Consider the following 14,607-nt stretch of genomic DNA (forward strand, 5'->3'; position numbering starts at 1 on the left):
GGTATGGGTAGTCAAAGGTCGGCCCGGAGCCGGCACTGATGAGTGCCCGCGAAGCAGTGAAACGGGTCGTACGGCGCGGTGGTGACGTTCTTGAGCAGTGGCACGTCAGGCTCCCACCGCCAGCTCAGCCACCGCGCCACGCAGATCCCGGTGACCGATGCCGCGCCTGCGGCCTTGAGCGCCGCTGCTGCGGACTGTAGCGACGTGCCCGAGGTCCAGGTGTCGTCGACCAGAAGCACGCGCTTGCCCTCGACCGCTGGCCGCACAACGGGTGGCACTGTGAAGCGGTCGACGTGGGCGACGCGCGGAGCATGTACGGGTCCGCAGGCGATGGACACCCGCTGGATCCGCGGCGGTGTGCCCTCGGCGGTGTCTTGGGCAGCGATGCGGGCGATGTTCAGTGCGACACCGGTGACGGGGTGAAGGCCAGTCCGTTTGGACGGCACGTAGGTGACGACGTCCCAATTGCGTCCCTGCTCGGCCGCGCGAATGCACCCGTCGTGGATCCACGTCGCGGTGAAGGTGAGCATGTGGACGTCCTCGACGCTCTGTTGCGGAGCGTGAGCCGCTTTGTACTGCCGCATCGTGTGGGCGCTCTGCGACCACGCGTCGGGGTGCCAACCGTCGGCGTAGGTAAGGAAGAACGTGTGGTCGCACGTCGCGCCTAGGAGGTTCGCCTGGGTCGCGGCGCAGGTTGTGCACATCCCAGTGCCGGGCGCCGGGCCGTGGCAGATCGGGCAGATACCTGGGCCGCCGGCGGCGAGGTTATGGAAGTAGGCGACGCGGCTGAGAGCGACGGTGATGTCGTGGCGAAGGACCTCGTCGGACTCGCTACCGGTCACCAGGCTGTGCTCGACTGCGTGACCGCGAGGCGGTTCCGAACGGATTGGTCCGCGGCGGCGATGTGCTCCAGCTGCTCGATCGCCTCGCCGGCGCTGTCGACCACGAACACGTCGGGCCGGTCGGCAAGGGCTCGACCCCAGGTGGTGCCTTCGGCGACGCCGCGGTGCAACAGGAGGCGGCGGCCGTGGGCGACGGCCTCAAGTGCTTGGTGCTTGGTACCCGACTGCTCAGTGGCTTGTGCGATGACGGTCGCCTGCGCGTAGGCGCTCATGGTCTTGTTCCGCGCGGGGAAGGCCCATCGAGCCCCACGGAAACCGGGCAGAAACTGAGTCAGGAGCAGGCCGCGCTCAGCGATCGTGGCCTGCAGCGCGGCGTTCGGAGAGGGATAGGCGTGATCCAAGCCGGTGCCGATGACGCCGACGACCCGGCCGCTGAGCTCGATCGCTGCGGTCATCGCCGCCGTGTCGATGCCTTCGGCGAGGCCGGACACCACCGTGACCTCGTGGTCGACCAGGCCGCGTGCGACGTCGGCGGCGAAGGTCAGGGCAGCCGGGGTGGCCTTGCGTGAACCGACGATCGCGACCCCGTAATCGTCGGCTTTGAGACTGCCGTGAGTCATCAGCAGCGCTGGTGGCCTGCGGGCGGCGCGGACCCGGTCCGGGTACTGCTCGTCGAGAACTGTGTAGACGCCCCAGCCGCGGTCGTGCCAGTGTTCGACGTCGCGGGTGGCGGCGTCGCGATCCGGTTCGGTTCCGGGCATGGCGATCAACGCCGTGCCGACATGTGTGTCCCACACGGCGTCCGCGGAACCGGTATCGAGAAGTGTTTCGCCGAGGTCGGCGAGCCTCAAGGTGCCTGGCAGGTCGCGCATCAGGGCGACGACGGTGGCGACAGTCAAATAGCTCATTTTTCGCGTTCACCTCCGGTTCTTGGCGATCACTGCGCGGGTGTAGTCGCAGGGTATCGCGGGGCGCCGTCATGACTCCGAATGCACCGAAGCGGCGCCGCTAAGATTCCGTGCCCACGATGGGGCACGTTCGTCCGTTGAAAGGTGCGGGTACTCCGTTCAAGCTTTATGTCGGCGCTGCCGCGGGTTGGGACCAAAGAGGGCGGGCAGATGATATTCGGGGTTACCGGCGGTGAAACGGAGGCTGCCATCACAGGGGCGGAAGACAGCAAGCCCGAGAAGATACGGGACGCCGCGTTGGCCGAATTTGCCACACGTGGGGTGGAAGCCACCTCACTTCGGGGGGTGGCCATGAGGGCCGGCGTGTCGGTCGGCTTGATCCAGCACCACTTTGGTACCAAAGCGCGGCTGGTCGACGCCGTTAACCGGCACGTGACTGAACGGCTGCGCGATGTGCTGGCCTCCGGTCCCGAACCGGTGACGGTCGATGACTTCGGCGAGCAAGTGATGGAACTCTTCACCCGATACCCCGTTGTGGCGGATTATCTGGCTCACTCGTTGTTGGACGACACCCCCTTCGGCGCAACGATTTTCGACACTTTGATCGAAATGGGAAAGGTGCGCTGGCAGCGGCGCGTTGAGGCGGGTCAAACCGGTGAAGACTTGGATGTTCCGTGGGCGGCGATGAATCCGGTCGTGCTCGTCATTGGCTCCTTGTTGTTGCGCCCACACATCGAGCGCCAACTGTCCGCCCCGTTGCTCGCCAGCGATCAATTGGCACGGTGGGCGACCGCGGTCAACGTCCTAATGAGCCGGGGGTATCTGCGCGCACAGGACTCGGACGCGAGCCGGCCCAACGGTGGCGGGTTCGAAGGCGCCAAGGCCGCCGATGGGGTGCCTGTGGTGCTGGCCGGACTGCGTAACCCTCGCACCTCGCTTACCGTCCAAACACCTCCTGCGCCGCGAGCACAGACTCGGTAGGAGCGCGTCTCGGGAGTCCGATAGGTCGACGGTGTGGTCCCTCAATTCGGGGATGTGCGCCGGAGCTGAAACCAAGACGCCCGGCCGTGGCCTGGAAATTCTCGCTGAACGCCCCGTCTGAGGCTCTGATATGGGCCGGTTCACCCGTAGAATGCGGTGAGAACTGTCCGAAATGGCAGGTAGGGGAGGGCGATGGGACGCAGGCCTACAACACCGGTGAAGCCGAATCCCTCGCATGCGACGCTCGGGAGCTGCTCATGACCGAAGGCAACGTCAAGCTGAACCCGGCCGATGCGGCTGGGGTGTTCGGGGGCACGGCCGAGAAGCTCGGTGGCATTAACGGGGCGCCGCTGCCCGCCGACGGCGGGGTCCGTTCGGGCTTCTCGACCGCGACCGGCACCATGTCCACCGACTTCGGTCAGAACGTCAGCAAAGGGGCTGCGCAATCCAGCACCGGTGCTCAGGCGTCGTCCGCGATGGGTGACACCGATGAGGCCAGCGGCAACAGGGTGCGTGGCGGGCCTGACGCTCAGGATCCGCTCAAGGGCGGCGGCCGAGGCGGAGCAGGCGATGCTCTGCGCGGCGCTGGCGCACCCAGGTTGACCGCGGCCGATCTTGCCAAGGCGGCGGCGTCTCCCTATCAGTCGTCTATGCCGATGAACCAGACCGCGGCGAGCATCCTGCCGAGCCTGACTCAGGCCGCCCAATCCATTCCCAGTGCCCTGTCCTCACCGCTGCAAGGGCTGCAAGGGCTTTCAGGTATGACGGCGCCGTTCCAGCAGATGCTCAGCGCGCCGGGCGGCAACCAGGTTCTGGACAACATGTTGGCCAAGGCCAACGCCTCGAACGGTTTCGATGGCGGCCCAGCGAGTTTGGCGTTGGGCAGTGCTACTGGCGCTGACGGCGCGAAGCTCAACTCGATCGCCAAGAACGTTCTGGGCATTCCCTACGCCTGGGGTGGCGGTTCGATGACCGGTCCCTCGCAAGGCATCTCAGATGGTGGTGGACCCGCCGACCGGGCCGGTGACTTCCGAAAAGTCGGTTTTGACTGCTCAGGTCTGTCCCGTTACGTGACCGGGCAGATGTACGGTGTCGAGATTCCTCGTACTTCCCAGGCGCAGTACGCAGCTGGCATCCCGGTCAGCGGAAGTCAGGTGCTCCCAGGCGATCTCGCCTTCCCGCGGTCATCCTTCAGTGGCGGAGGCCCGGGTCACGTGCAGGTCTATCTGGGCGGAGGACAAGTGCTTGAAGCGCCGTCCAGCGGCCAGACGGTCAAGGTGAGCGCGTTGTCCGCCGGCGCCGAATTCAGGCGTTTTCATATGGCGGCTTGATCGAGGTCTGTGGTAGCTGCGCGGGGTAGGACGCGTCGGTCGACGGGGCCTCAGGTGGCTGTGGTCGGCGCCAACTTGTCCATTGGTCGCGACTGGTTAGAACGTCCGCATCGGCACAGGTGAACGGGGGTGTGGCTTGTCCTCGAGACGAGCAGGGTTGACCATTCACGGCCGCAGTTCGGACACAGCCACCAGATTCTGTGCTGGCTCGCCGGCCGAATTCGGTTCGGCGTTATCGCACCATTCTTCGTAGGGTGCCATTCAGCGGTCAGCTCAGGGTGGGTGGCCGCCAGCGTCCGATCGGGTGGGATCCGCACTTGGCTGGCCCAGGTGGACTCTTGCGTCGCCCAAGGAAACGTCGACGCCATGTAGTCGGGCGCGCGTGCGACCTGGAAGCCAAGGTCGACGAGCTTGGCGAGTACCGCCTTTGCTCGATCGAGTTCTGACGAATTCAGCTTTACCTCAACATCGTTCGGTCCAATCGGCGGAAGGTTCTCCCGCACGCGTATGACTGTCCAGCCTTGCTCGACAAGCTCACTCGTCTTGCGTGAGTCGCGGGCGACGTTGGCGGCATGCCTGTGAAAGCGATACCCATCGAAGTCGATTGCCACACGCCAGGTTTCGCAGACGATGTCACAACTGAGCGGACGGCCGTTCCTGAATCTGCCCAATATGACCGGTGTTTCAGCCGCAGGGATGCCCGCTGCAATGAGCTCGTGGCGCAGCCTGATCTCCTCGACGCTAGTTCCCCATAGCCCGCAATCAGTGCAACCAGGTGTACGGCGACGCGTCCGGTTAAGTGGCGACTCCTGCCACCGGTGACCCGCCTCATCGCACCACCAGTAAAGGTCACGCGTGGTAGGGCGAATCGAATCTGGCGTCGCAGCACCGTTTCTGGAGTCGTCCCACTCCTTCACTAGGTACGGGTGGAGCGCGGCCAATGATCGTCCCGGCATCGGTACTCGTAGTCGTGCACCGTTCTGTGCATTCGCGCAGGGCGGGCATCCGCGTCTTCCGCTGGTTCTCTTCTGCACTCGCGCTTGCCACTCATGGCCGCATCCGCGGCATTGCCACCAGGCTAAGTGGTCGGAACCATAGGTGACTTCGTTCGGTGCGAGGTCCCCGTTGCGTGTTGGGTGCCATTCCGCGGAGACTTCGGGGTAGGCGTCTGAAAGTGCTGTGCCATCCGTGATGGGTTGTCGGCGCCCGCCGCGGTGCGCTGGGCGGCACTCGGGACAGCCGCCGTCGTCGGAGCCGGCGCGAGTCCTGACGCGGCGTTCCCATTCATGCTGGCACTTCTGACATTTCCACCAGGCAGCGCGGTCGCTACCAGGGCGCAGATATGTTGGCGTTAGAGCGCCGTTGCGCGTTGGATGCCATTCGCGCACCAGGTGTGGATGGGTGTCTGCCAACGAGCGCTGCGGTAACGGTGTCGCCCTGTGCCCAAGCTTCTTTCGGCCGCACGTTGGACAACCCTTGCCGAAGGTTCGTCGCGCAGGCGGTGCTTCCCATTCAAAGTTGCAGTCCGGACAGATCCACCAAATCAGTTCGGCGGAACACGGTTTAATCTGCCAGGGAGTCAGTGTTCCGTTGCGCGTGGGATGCCATGACGAGATCAGGTGCGGTGATCGGTCTGCAAATGACTGGCCAGCCTTGGGGATTCGGGCTTTCGCGGCATTTCTCTTGAAGACGCACGGCGGGCATCCACTGCCGCGTACACGCGCTCGTGGTGCGGTTTTCCATTCGTGATTGCATTTTGCGCACTGCCACCAGACCGGCTCGTTGCTGCCGGCCGATGTGTTGTGCGGGGTGAGTTCCCCGTTGCGTTCGCCGTTCCACTCGGGGACAAGGTGGGGTGAGCGTTCGGCCAATGATTGGGCTGGCAGCGGTCGTGTGTGCAGAGGTTCGACGTCTGCTGCAGTCATGGCAATTAGGATGCCAGCGGGTGGTGACACGCTGGCGTGTGCGGCTCGGGAGGGTGGACAGTGGTTCTGGGGGCCATTGTGGCGCGGCCTTCGAGGAGAACTGTCAGTCCGGTCGTGCTCTCGGCTGGTCGCGAATCGCTGCAGGGGGTGAGGGCTCGCAGCCATCAGCTGGCGGTGATGGTCAGTGTGGCGACGTGCTGCGACGAACTGCGGCTGTCCGCGGAACTCCACACCTCGTATACGCCGTCGCTGGTGGCCCTGATCTGATCGTCCGGTTGAGCCCTGTGGATGTGCTGCACCGCGGCGGTGTGCGCGTCATCTGCGGATGCGTGGCCGAACGACTCCCATAGCGGAACGGAGTCGGCGGCAAGGTCGGTGATGGTGGCGGTGAACGTCATCGTGCGGCCCTCCGAGTGCCTTCCCGGCGGTTACTGGGATTCGTCGGGTTGGGCGAGAACGAGGTACACCCCGTCGCGCTCGTTGAGGAGTTCGGCGCCGTGGGCCGCGATGGCGTGGTGCATGCCGTCGGGGCCGTGTTGACGGAGTTGGCGGACTTGGTCGCGGATGTCGCGTCCGGCGGTGCTGGGGTCGATGCCGGCGAAGAAGATGGAGGTGGCTGCTCGGCGCCTGTGTGTCGATTGAAGCTGCATTTGCAAGCGAAGTGTGTCGTTGGCCAGCAGTACGACATGAACGTCACGGGTTGAATCGTCATCCAGTAGATCCCGGATGAATCCCTGGATCGTGAAGGTATCGGGCACCTTTGCTGCGGTGACGAGTTCCTGGACGTTGATGATGAGGCAGACCGCGCGCGGCGAGGCTTCGGATGCCCGTGAGAGGGCTGCGGCAACGGATTTGACGGCGGCGCTGCCGGCGCTCTTGAGGTCTTCGTAGGTTTGGCTGGTGACGGTGGGGGTCGTAAGTGGGGGGCGGGTGCCCAGATAGTGGAAGTACACGTCGTCCGGATCGGTGGCTGCGGCGATAGCGATCATGGTCTGGACGAAGTCCCTAGCCTGCACAGGATCAGAGATGACCGCGGTATAGCCGCCATTGATCAGGGGGAGCGCAAAAACGGTGTGTCGGAAATTGGCGACGTCGTCGACGAGGCCCAGGGGTATCGAAGGGCCGCCGCTGTGAGCTGATGTCGTCCACATCTCGACGATCGACGGGATGGATCCGGGTTGCGGCATCGCAGGCCATTGCTCGGCCGCCGGCACCGTGGGAGCCGCGGGCGTCAGAGGTGGTGTCGCGGCTGGGGTGACGACAGGGGTGAGCCCCTGATCGATGTCGCGTAGGACCGCTTGTCGTGGCTTGAGGTGGGCCGCGGCGTCGCTACCGATCACGTCGCGTGACTGATACACCGTTGGTAGGTGCAGGGCGAGACGCTGAGAGATCGCGGCCAATTGCATCGCCTGAGTTGACAGCATCGCATTGCTGAACAGCCACACGTTGACGCCGAGATCGTGACCCCTGCGGACGATTTGGGAGACAACCGGACCTAGGGGGCCGCCGAGATAGGTATCGGCAGTGTCGAGAGAGACGGTCAAGGTCTGTAGTGGCGCCGACTGGGTGTCGAGTTGCCGGTACTGCTCAACGGTGTTCACCGTGTGATCACGCAGCAATGCTGCGCGCCTTTGCAGCTCGCCTGAGATCTGCGCGGCGAGGCGCTGCTCCTCGGCCATGCTCATGTCGACGGACACAGCCAGGATTGCCGGCGGCGTGGCCCCTGGTGGGGCGCTCGGGAGGAGGAAGGTGGGGTTGTCGGATGCGATCACGAATTGCTGGGGCTCGGTCAGCGCTCCTGCTTGGCTCACGAGGACGCCCATGAGTTCGGTTGCGCCGCGGCCGACGACGAGGAGGTCTTCGTGGGGGTTGATGTGGGCGGGCTCGCCGCCGACGGTGATGCCGATCGGCATCACCGGTTTCACCTCGGCTGAGGTGTCGTCTGCGCCCTGGTCGTCGTTGATGTCGGGGATGTCGTCGAAGCCGAGGTGGGAGGTTGTGTCGAGGGCGTCGAGCCGGTTCAGATCGTGGACGCCGATGAGTGCGGCGACGATCTTCTGGTCCTTCATGATCATGATGCGGCGGCCTTCGGCGGCGCGGTTCGTGTATCGGCCGGTGTTGCGGTTGAAGTCCGTCGCGGAGACGAGATCGTTCGTGTCGATCAACATGAGGGCACTCTAACAGCGCAGACGCGAGTGCGCATGATTCTATGCAGAGTATGCCGCATCGAAAGCGGTCGGCTGTGCGCGTCCCTCGCCCATCGCTCGCCGGATACCGGAGGTTCGCCGCGTGCTGAAAGCGCCGCCGACAGACAAGCCTTTCGGTCGTGGCTGCGACGCAGGCAGCGAGAGAGCGCTCGAGGGGGGCACCGACCACGGGCACGGCCAGCGCATCACCAACATCATTGCGTTGCGATATAGCTCGACCAGAACTCCCCGCCATGTCGAATTTGCCAACGAACCTGCTCGTCGACTGGTTCGACAAAACGCGGCCAGTTCAGCGACGTCCGTGCGAAGCTCAACTTGTCCGAGTCCGAAAAGGCCAAATCTGGAGCTGGTAACACCCGTCGATGACTTCGTGGGATCCGTTGCCCCATAAGGACCTCGGTACGGCGCGCCGCCCAACCGAAGAGCCCTATCTATCCGGCACAAAAGAGACTGGTCAGTGCAATCGCGGCTCGCGAATTAAACACTTCGACGACACGCGCAGTTCGACACCTCATCTACCGGGCCTGGTTATCATCCCACCATGGGGGAAACGCTGATTACGGGTGCACCGCCCCGGCCTGAGCACTCGCGGCCGTCTTGCTACTACAAGCCGGCAGGTCGGGGGCTAGTAGTTGCCGCCGGCGTAGCGGCCGTCATCATCGCCACGGCGAACATCACCGTCGGCATCCTTTCACGCAACCCCGGCACCGGCGTGCCCAGCGCGGCAGCCCCGGCCGCTGCTGCACCCCAGCCAGTCGCCCCTGCCGCAACCGCAACGTGCGAATCATGGCCGTCCATTAAGGCCGCGCTCAATGCCATTCCTCAGCTCCCATCAGGGTGGGACTGGACAACGCCGAACATCGATATGTACATCGAGAACCGTACCGAAGCGATCGTCCGGGTAGTGGATCTTTTCACGCCGGCGATCTCGGCTGAGCGAGTCAACACCGTCACCGCGATGACGGCCAGGCGGTATGTGGACGAGCGTCTGACTGAGATCACCAAGCTTCGTAGCCACATCTACAAAGAGGCCGACGTCGCGGCTGCAACGGTGGATTCCGCGCGCCTCGATAAGCGCTGCGGTGTGGGCTAAGTGGAGTTCTGGACCTGTTGTTCGCGTCGTGGTGTTCGATCCTGCACACCCATCCGTAAACTTTGCCGCATGAATCGTGAGCACTCTCCATGAAGGGCGCAAGCGCCGCGGGCCGGGGTGTCGTCGCCACTGTGGTCGCAGGCTTGCTGTCTGCGTGTGGGGGTCAGGCAGCGCCCGCCACCACCCCTTCGGTCGCGCTAAGTGCGGATGAAACAGCGAGCAGGTTCACGTCCTGGCTCGCGGATAACACCTACCCGTACGTGTCGGTGGTGAGCGTTTACTGCTCCAAGACCGGGCAGAGCTCCGAGGAGTCGCTCCCGTACGCCGCGGCCTGCATGCTGACCGCTGAGCTTGCCCCGAACACGACATTCCCGCAAGGGAATCCGTTAGGTCTCACTGGGCCCTCGCCCGACCCGACGTACTTGCACGACATGAAATGTGAGCTCAAGTTCTCGGACTCGCTGGAGATTGAGTCTGTGCTGTGTCCCACGGTAATTGGATGGATCTTCAGCAGCCGCAAGCGCTCCACCGCAAGTTAGACCACAGCGGTTCGAATCGTTGAGCGCCGGACGCGGCCAGTTTCGCCACGCCGGCGTGGTCGACGCCGCGCTCACGCCTACAGGGGCTTTGCGGTTCGCTGACGGGACTCCCGCGCGATGGCTGTTGGGCCGTGTCGGGTTGGGCGAGGACGAGGTGAACACCGCCGGATTCGTTGAGTGGTTGGCTTCCTTCGGTGGCGAGAACGTGGTGCTGGTGGTCTTTGGTGGAGGAGAGGTTTCGCACCTGTTCGCGTATGCCGCGTGCGAGCATGGAGTGGTCGGTGCGGTCGTAGTAGATGCAGGTGGCTATGTCAACTTGAAGTGGCCCCGGGATGACGGCTCGGGGTGGCTCCAGGGTGCGACCGGATACGTGATGAGTTCGGGCAATTGCACGATGGTGGCTATGAAGATGGCGGTTGGAAAAGGGGTGACAGGCTGTTACGGCCCGCCTTGGAGCTGACGGCTCGCCGTGGCGGGATCACGTTCCAGTGGAGTAGATGAAGAAGCGGCCATGACCGGGGGTAATGATGGCGGTAACTGCTGTGATCTCGTTCGTTATTCGTTTGTCTCGGGGGCGGAACGAGACAGACTGCGCACTGGTCATCGCGCAGGTAAATCCGTAGCTGGCCCACAGTTTTTGGTCATCGGGATCGCATTCGGGCACTGGCGCCGCGGGTGGCGCCCCGTCGATTTGGGGCATGACGGGCGCTTTTCCGCGGATCGGATAGTCGAAGGCACCTCGATAGGAGGCGTGACCAACGGGGTAGGCCACGCTGGTCATGCCGACTAACGAATAGTCGGCGGGGATCCTGATGCCGAGATCGGTCATCGCCTGGCGTGCTTGGGAATCGGTAAGTGTCGAGTTCCAGGGTGGTGGATTGTCGTCGCATCCTACGACGATGACCAGCAGTGCCGCCGTCGCCAGAATCCGTCCTGCTCGGGCCATCGCAGACAGTGGTGTGCCTCTCATTGCCCAGGAAGGAAGGTTTGGATGCTACTGACGCCGTAGGTGTTGAAGGCACGCGCGTAGCCGATGTCACGAAGAGTGCTGAGTTCGTCGATGACGGTCATTTTCCCAGCTTCCATCGGGTTACTGGTGAGGGCGCCGATGTTGGTGATGGTTCCGCTGTTGTGGTCGAAATCAGTGAAATCATAGACGTAGAAGCGTTGCTGGATCACAGCCTGCGGGGTGCCCGCGTTCTGAACTTGTGTCACGATCTGCGCCGAGTAACGGCCCGTTGCGTAGATGTTGGTGGGAGTGCTCCCGGCGACCTCGGTCCACCCTCCAGCGTTGCCGAATACCTCGGTGTAGGTCGGTTGGCCTGAGGTGGCCGCCGCGGTAAGGGCGCTGGTCCTCGCCTGTTGGAGCAGGTCGGGCAATGATGCGACCTTGTCGGCACCGTATCCACCGTTGTAGGGGTCAGCCCCGAGGGCGTCAGTTTCTGCTGTGGACAGCTGAAAGTCGCGTGCCAACGACGAATCCCCACTACCACTCTCGTTCGCCAGGTAATGACCGATGAGGTTGGCGGCGGTATCCCAACCGCGGGCTTGTAGATACCCGACCGCCGTGGCGCCGTCGGCGCGGCCTGCCGTTCCCGACAGCACGCGTTCGACGGTCGACATATCCGATTGGCCGAACAACGGATCGTCGGGATGCGCCGGTGGCGCCATCGGCGGCGTGGGGCTGTTGATGGCCGAATCATCGACCTTGATCCCGTCGGGGTCGGCGGTGATCGGGTAGACCGCATCCGGTCGTGGGGTGATGGTTTGGGTGAGGGTGGTGCCTTGGGCGGTGAATTGGGTGGGTTGGGCGGCGCCGGTGGCATCGCGTGCCCAGGGGGCCGAGAAGCCGTCACCGGTAGCTGTACCCGACGCGTCGAGGATGGAGACGGTTTGGTCGGGGTTGACCTGCAGACTGCCGCCGTCAGGGACGACCTGGGAGGCGTCGAAGTTGTACCGGGTGGGCGAGGACGGGTCGGTGAGGGTGACCAGGGTTTGGTCGCCGTCGGTTTGGCCGATGTGGGTGACGCTGAACCCGCCCCGCACCCCCTGAGTGGGATCGGTCGCCGTCGACGGGGTCGACGACGAGCGGGAGCCGTTGCGCCGAGACGCCGCTCCGGCGCCGGCGGCAGCCAACCCGATGACCAGTGCGGTGGCGGGCCCGGTCGGATCATTGGGTGCTGCCGGGGTGACCGTGGTGGTGGTCTGCTCACCGGGGGCGTATTCGCCCTGAGCGGGGATGACCACGGTCGGGGTCTGCTGCTGCGCAGCCGGCGGCGAGGTCTGTGCCGGTGTGGTGTCCTGCGGGGGTGTGGCCGGCTGGCCGGTGTTCTGCTGCCCCTGGGTCGGCGGCGCTTCCTGCACCTGGCTCGGTGCCTGCGCCGGCGGCTGCGGTTCGGCTTGGCTGGAGACCCGGGTGTTCACACTGCGATTCGCGCCGTCAGCGGACCAACGGTTGTTGGCATTGGTCCGCTCACTGAAACTCGACCCGGAGTGCTGCGCACCCGAATCGCTGCTGGAGCTGCGGGCCGACGAACCTTGCCGGTTGTTGTTCGATTTCTTGTTGTCGGTCTTCTTCTTTTTCTTGTTGTCCCCAGGTTTGGAGTGATTCCCGCCCGCAGACCCCGGTTTCGGTGTCGCGGAGGCCTGCGCCATCACCGCGGGATCAGCGCTGGTCAGCGGGATGACCAGACCCGCGACGGGGACCAGCAGCGCGGTCATCCCGGCTGCTACACCCAGGCGTACCCATCGGCCGCGATCGCCGATCGATCGCACCGGTACCGCACGGTGCCGTCCACCAGCGGTGGCACGCAGCGGACTGGTCACCGCATCTCCTGCGGGGACCTGCACCGGTGTGGCCAGCACTGATGGCCACACCGGCGAGCTGGTTGAGCAAAGACCCGTTCGGCTGCCGCGAGCCGCTGCGTTTGATCCGCGGCTACGTCGGATCCCCGTTGAATTTCCCATCATGACTACCCCCTGCGGTTTTCTGCTTCCCCCGTCCGCCAGTGGTGATGGCGGGTCTTTCAAGGTGTAGTCGGGAAAACGGGCACCAAACCGAACGCCACCCGGCGGTGACCTCGCACACAGCCTTACCGGCGTGGGCACGCGCTACGCTCCGACCACAGCAACATGTCCTGACCGAAGACGCATCAGCGGCGTGGCGCTCGAACACATCAAAGGCTATGAACATCTACCGGTCGGGGGATCATGCACACCTTCAACGAACGCGCACAGTTCGGGTTCAAAGACTTGGCAGCGCTGGTGGCCGGGCTGGTGATGCTCGCGGGCGGGTTCGCCGCGATCACAGCCCTGCCCGACTGGGTTACCCAATGGGGCACAGTGCCGGTGTATCTGACCTACTTCCTGTACATGTCGATCGCCGGGCGGCTGTTCTGGAAAGGCGCCGACGCCGGCTGGGAAGCGGTGAAAGGTGCTGCGGCACCACGTGAGGCTGCGTCAACCTCGCGGATGTGAGTGGTGTTCTCGTTCAGCCGGCAGCGGTGTTCTTGGTGCGGGCGTGGGCCAGCCGGTAGGAGGCGGTGCCGGTTTCGATGATGGTGCCCCCGAAAGTGAGCCGGTCCACGATCGCCGCATACAACCGGGGATCGGCGAACGTCTTTGTCCACACGAGCTGACAGGCCTTCTGGACGCGGTCGGTCACGGCCGCCGCCGCCATCTGGCGAGGAGCGAGCTGCCGGGACCCTGATGGCTGCCCCACGGTGGGGATCACGGGAGCTCCGCAGCTTGGATCAGACGGACGCTATTGATCGCGGTAAGTCGAGATAGAGAGGTTGGACACGGCTTGGGTGCCGCAGTGATTCGGTGGCGAGTGTTAACTTCGCCGAACCCCGTCATGGAGCAAACGGGCCGACCTCGGAAGAGAAGCAGGTGCACAGTGCCAGACCGTTCGATCCGCCCACATCAGCTCGGTAAGAAGACCTTTGAGAACCTGGTCGACGCGTTGAGACAGGTGCTCGAGGCGCACCCGGATCTAGAATTGAGCCTGCGGGTAATCCTCGACAATGCGGCTAACGACGACGGTGTAGTCCACTTGACCGACCAGGTGGACGCGGAGTTGGTGGCGATGCTGGCCGACCCTCGGTTCGAGCGGACGGCCCGCGACATCGGCCGGTCGTTACGCGATGACCCCGCCGCGCGCGGAGAACAGCCCCCAGGGCGCGGGGGGCCCTTACTGTTGAACGCGTTAATCCGGATGGACGGAGCAACTGCAGAATTTCGGTGAACGGGTCCGCGACGGAGAACTGCATCGTTCGCAGCCGCTCGCCGCCGAACGCGGACACCTGCGGCGAACAGGGATCCAGGAGTTGTTTGAAGGGAGCAAACGGCTGTGGCGATAAACCTTGAGGTCCCCCGAGATGTCGCAATCCGGATGCTGGTCTCTGTAGCGCAAGCGCCCACCGGCATCGAGCACGCCCGTTTGAGCAAGGTCAGCGATAGTGAGCTGGCCCGGGCAGCAGACTGGCCCGCTCAGCCGGTATTCGCGACGAGCTGGAGCAGCTGCTGAGGATGCCCGTCGGCGCCGCATGTGAAGACCTGCTCGAACATGAGTTGTCCGCCGGCGATGCGGGCCGGTGTCATCCTCCTGTGCGGATGTCAGCGACCGGCCGAAAGTATCGGTTGTGAGATGGCCGAGTCGGGGTGCGGCGCCCGCGATGCGCGTGGGTCAAAGGGAGTGAACGAGGTCGGCGCGTAGGCATTGCGTTGACAGCGGGTGTGAATAGGGCGATGCAGGTGGTGTCTTTCGCTGCGGGTGCCGG

The 14,607-nt window shown here is 64.4% G+C and carries 13 protein-coding genes and 1 pseudogene; 6 read left to right on the plus strand and 8 right to left on the minus strand.

Translation table 11 applies throughout. The features are described from left to right. Positions 1-11 precede the first annotated feature (11 nt). Together H7J86_RS33500 and H7J86_RS32560 are read right to left on the minus strand one after the other, a co-directional pair. The gene (locus H7J86_RS33500; protein ID WP_267296124.1) at positions 12-842 is read right to left on the minus strand and encodes a phosphoribosyltransferase; all 831 of its coding nucleotides are present in this window, start codon (positions 840-842) and stop codon (positions 12-14) included. Then, positions 839-1,750 carry a DNA-processing protein DprA gene (locus tag H7J86_RS32560; protein WP_267296126.1) on the minus strand — a complete coding sequence of 304 codons (912 nt, stop codon included), beginning with the start codon at positions 1,748-1,750 and terminating at the stop codon, positions 839-841. The genes H7J86_RS33500 and H7J86_RS32560 overlap by 4 nt, the downstream gene beginning before the upstream one ends. 168 nt (positions 1,751-1,918) lie before the next feature. Between H7J86_RS32560 and H7J86_RS32565 the strand changes: the two genes are divergently transcribed. Both H7J86_RS32565 and H7J86_RS32570 read left to right on the plus strand, forming a co-directional pair. Continuing rightward, positions 1,919-2,731 (plus strand): TetR/AcrR family transcriptional regulator, encoded by an 813-nt coding sequence (locus H7J86_RS32565; protein WP_267296128.1) that lies wholly within the window; start codon positions 1,919-1,921, stop codon positions 2,729-2,731. 257 nt (positions 2,732-2,988) lie between these two features. Next, the gene (locus H7J86_RS32570) at positions 2,989-4,062 is read left to right on the plus strand and encodes a C40 family peptidase (protein ID WP_267296130.1); all 1,074 of its coding nucleotides are present in this window, start codon (positions 2,989-2,991) and stop codon (positions 4,060-4,062) included. Between the two features lie 50 nt (positions 4,063-4,112). Here the strand turns inward: H7J86_RS32570 and H7J86_RS33505 are convergent, their stop codons facing one another. The 3 genes from H7J86_RS33505 to H7J86_RS32585 are packed head-to-tail and all read right to left on the minus strand — an operon-like array spanning position 4,113 to position 8,155. Beyond that, positions 4,113-6,152, minus strand: coding sequence for a zinc-ribbon domain-containing protein (locus H7J86_RS33505; protein ID WP_308204890.1), 2,040 nt, complete (start codon positions 6,150-6,152; stop codon positions 4,113-4,115). Further along, entirely contained in the window at positions 6,152-6,385 is a 234-nt protein-coding gene (locus tag H7J86_RS32580) for a hypothetical protein (protein ID WP_267296132.1), read from the minus strand. Before H7J86_RS32580 ends, H7J86_RS33505 begins: the two co-directional genes overlap by 1 nt. Before the next feature lie 30 nt (positions 6,386-6,415). Continuing rightward, a complete protein-coding gene (locus H7J86_RS32585) occupies positions 6,416-8,155 on the minus strand; it encodes a hypothetical protein (RefSeq protein WP_267296134.1) in 1,740 nt (579 codons plus the stop codon). Positions 8,156-8,735: 580 nt separating this feature from the next. Here H7J86_RS32585 and H7J86_RS32590 point away from each other — a divergent pair. Both H7J86_RS32590 and H7J86_RS32595 read left to right on the plus strand, forming a co-directional pair. Further along, the gene (locus H7J86_RS32590) at positions 8,736-9,287 is read left to right on the plus strand and encodes a hypothetical protein (protein WP_267296136.1); all 552 of its coding nucleotides are present in this window, start codon (positions 8,736-8,738) and stop codon (positions 9,285-9,287) included. A 693-nt stretch (positions 9,288-9,980) separates the two neighbouring features. Then, positions 9,981-10,286, plus strand: coding sequence for a hypothetical protein (locus H7J86_RS32595; RefSeq protein WP_267296138.1), 306 nt, complete (start codon positions 9,981-9,983; stop codon positions 10,284-10,286). 18 nt (positions 10,287-10,304) lie between these two features. Here the strand turns inward: H7J86_RS32595 and H7J86_RS32600 are convergent, their stop codons facing one another. After that, positions 10,305-10,772, minus strand: coding sequence for a hypothetical protein (locus tag H7J86_RS32600; RefSeq protein ID WP_267296140.1), 468 nt, complete (start codon positions 10,770-10,772; stop codon positions 10,305-10,307). A gap of 20 nt (positions 10,773-10,792) precedes the next feature. Further along, a complete protein-coding gene (locus H7J86_RS32605) occupies positions 10,793-12,652 on the minus strand; it encodes a hypothetical protein (RefSeq protein WP_267296142.1) in 1,860 nt (619 codons plus the stop codon). A gap of 384 nt (positions 12,653-13,036) precedes the next feature. On the opposite strand from H7J86_RS32605, the gene H7J86_RS32610 reads away from it, so the two are divergent. Then, positions 13,037-13,303 carry a hypothetical protein gene (locus H7J86_RS32610; RefSeq protein WP_267296144.1) on the plus strand — a complete coding sequence of 89 codons (267 nt, stop codon included), beginning with the start codon at positions 13,037-13,039 and terminating at the stop codon, positions 13,301-13,303. Between the two features lie 13 nt (positions 13,304-13,316). Here H7J86_RS32610 and H7J86_RS32615 read toward each other — a convergent pair. Then, a pseudogene (locus H7J86_RS32615) lies at positions 13,317-13,454 on the minus strand (ATP-binding protein); the annotation flags it as partial. A gap of 270 nt (positions 13,455-13,724) precedes the next feature. Here H7J86_RS32615 and H7J86_RS32620 point away from each other — a divergent pair. After that, positions 13,725-14,072: a hypothetical protein gene (locus tag H7J86_RS32620; RefSeq protein ID WP_267296146.1), complete on the plus strand. Its 348-nt coding sequence runs from the start codon at positions 13,725-13,727 to the stop codon at positions 14,070-14,072. Positions 14,073-14,607 lie beyond the last annotated feature (535 nt).

Origin of the sequence: Mycobacterium hackensackense (genome assembly GCF_025822555.1) — a bacterium.
In the GTDB taxonomy this organism is placed as follows: domain Bacteria; phylum Actinomycetota; class Actinomycetes; order Mycobacteriales; family Mycobacteriaceae; genus Mycobacterium; species Mycobacterium fluoranthenivorans.

Excerpts from the sequence above, each read along its gene's own strand:
- H7J86_RS32560 (WP_267296126.1), bottom strand. The coding sequence starts at position 1,750 with ATGAGCTATTTGACTGTCGCCACCGTCGTCGCCCTGATGCGCGACCTG.
- H7J86_RS33505 (WP_308204890.1), bottom strand. The coding sequence starts at position 6,152 with ATGGCTGCGAGCCCTCACCCCCTGCAGCGATTCGCGACCAGCCGAGAG.
- H7J86_RS32610 (WP_267296144.1), top strand. The coding sequence starts at position 13,037 with ATGCACACCTTCAACGAACGCGCACAGTTCGGGTTCAAAGACTTGGCA.
- H7J86_RS32565 (WP_267296128.1), top strand. The coding sequence starts at position 1,919 with ATGTCGGCGCTGCCGCGGGTTGGGACCAAAGAGGGCGGGCAGATGATA.
- H7J86_RS32580 (WP_267296132.1), bottom strand. The coding sequence starts at position 6,385 with ATGACGTTCACCGCCACCATCACCGACCTTGCCGCCGACTCCGTTCCG.
- H7J86_RS32600 (WP_267296140.1), bottom strand. The coding sequence starts at position 10,772 with ATGGCCCGAGCAGGACGGATTCTGGCGACGGCGGCACTGCTGGTCATC.
- H7J86_RS32570 (WP_267296130.1), top strand. The coding sequence starts at position 2,989 with ATGACCGAAGGCAACGTCAAGCTGAACCCGGCCGATGCGGCTGGGGTG.
- H7J86_RS32585 (WP_267296134.1), bottom strand. The coding sequence starts at position 8,155 with ATGTTGATCGACACGAACGATCTCGTCTCCGCGACGGACTTCAACCGC.
- H7J86_RS32590 (WP_267296136.1), top strand. The coding sequence starts at position 8,736 with ATGGGGGAAACGCTGATTACGGGTGCACCGCCCCGGCCTGAGCACTCG.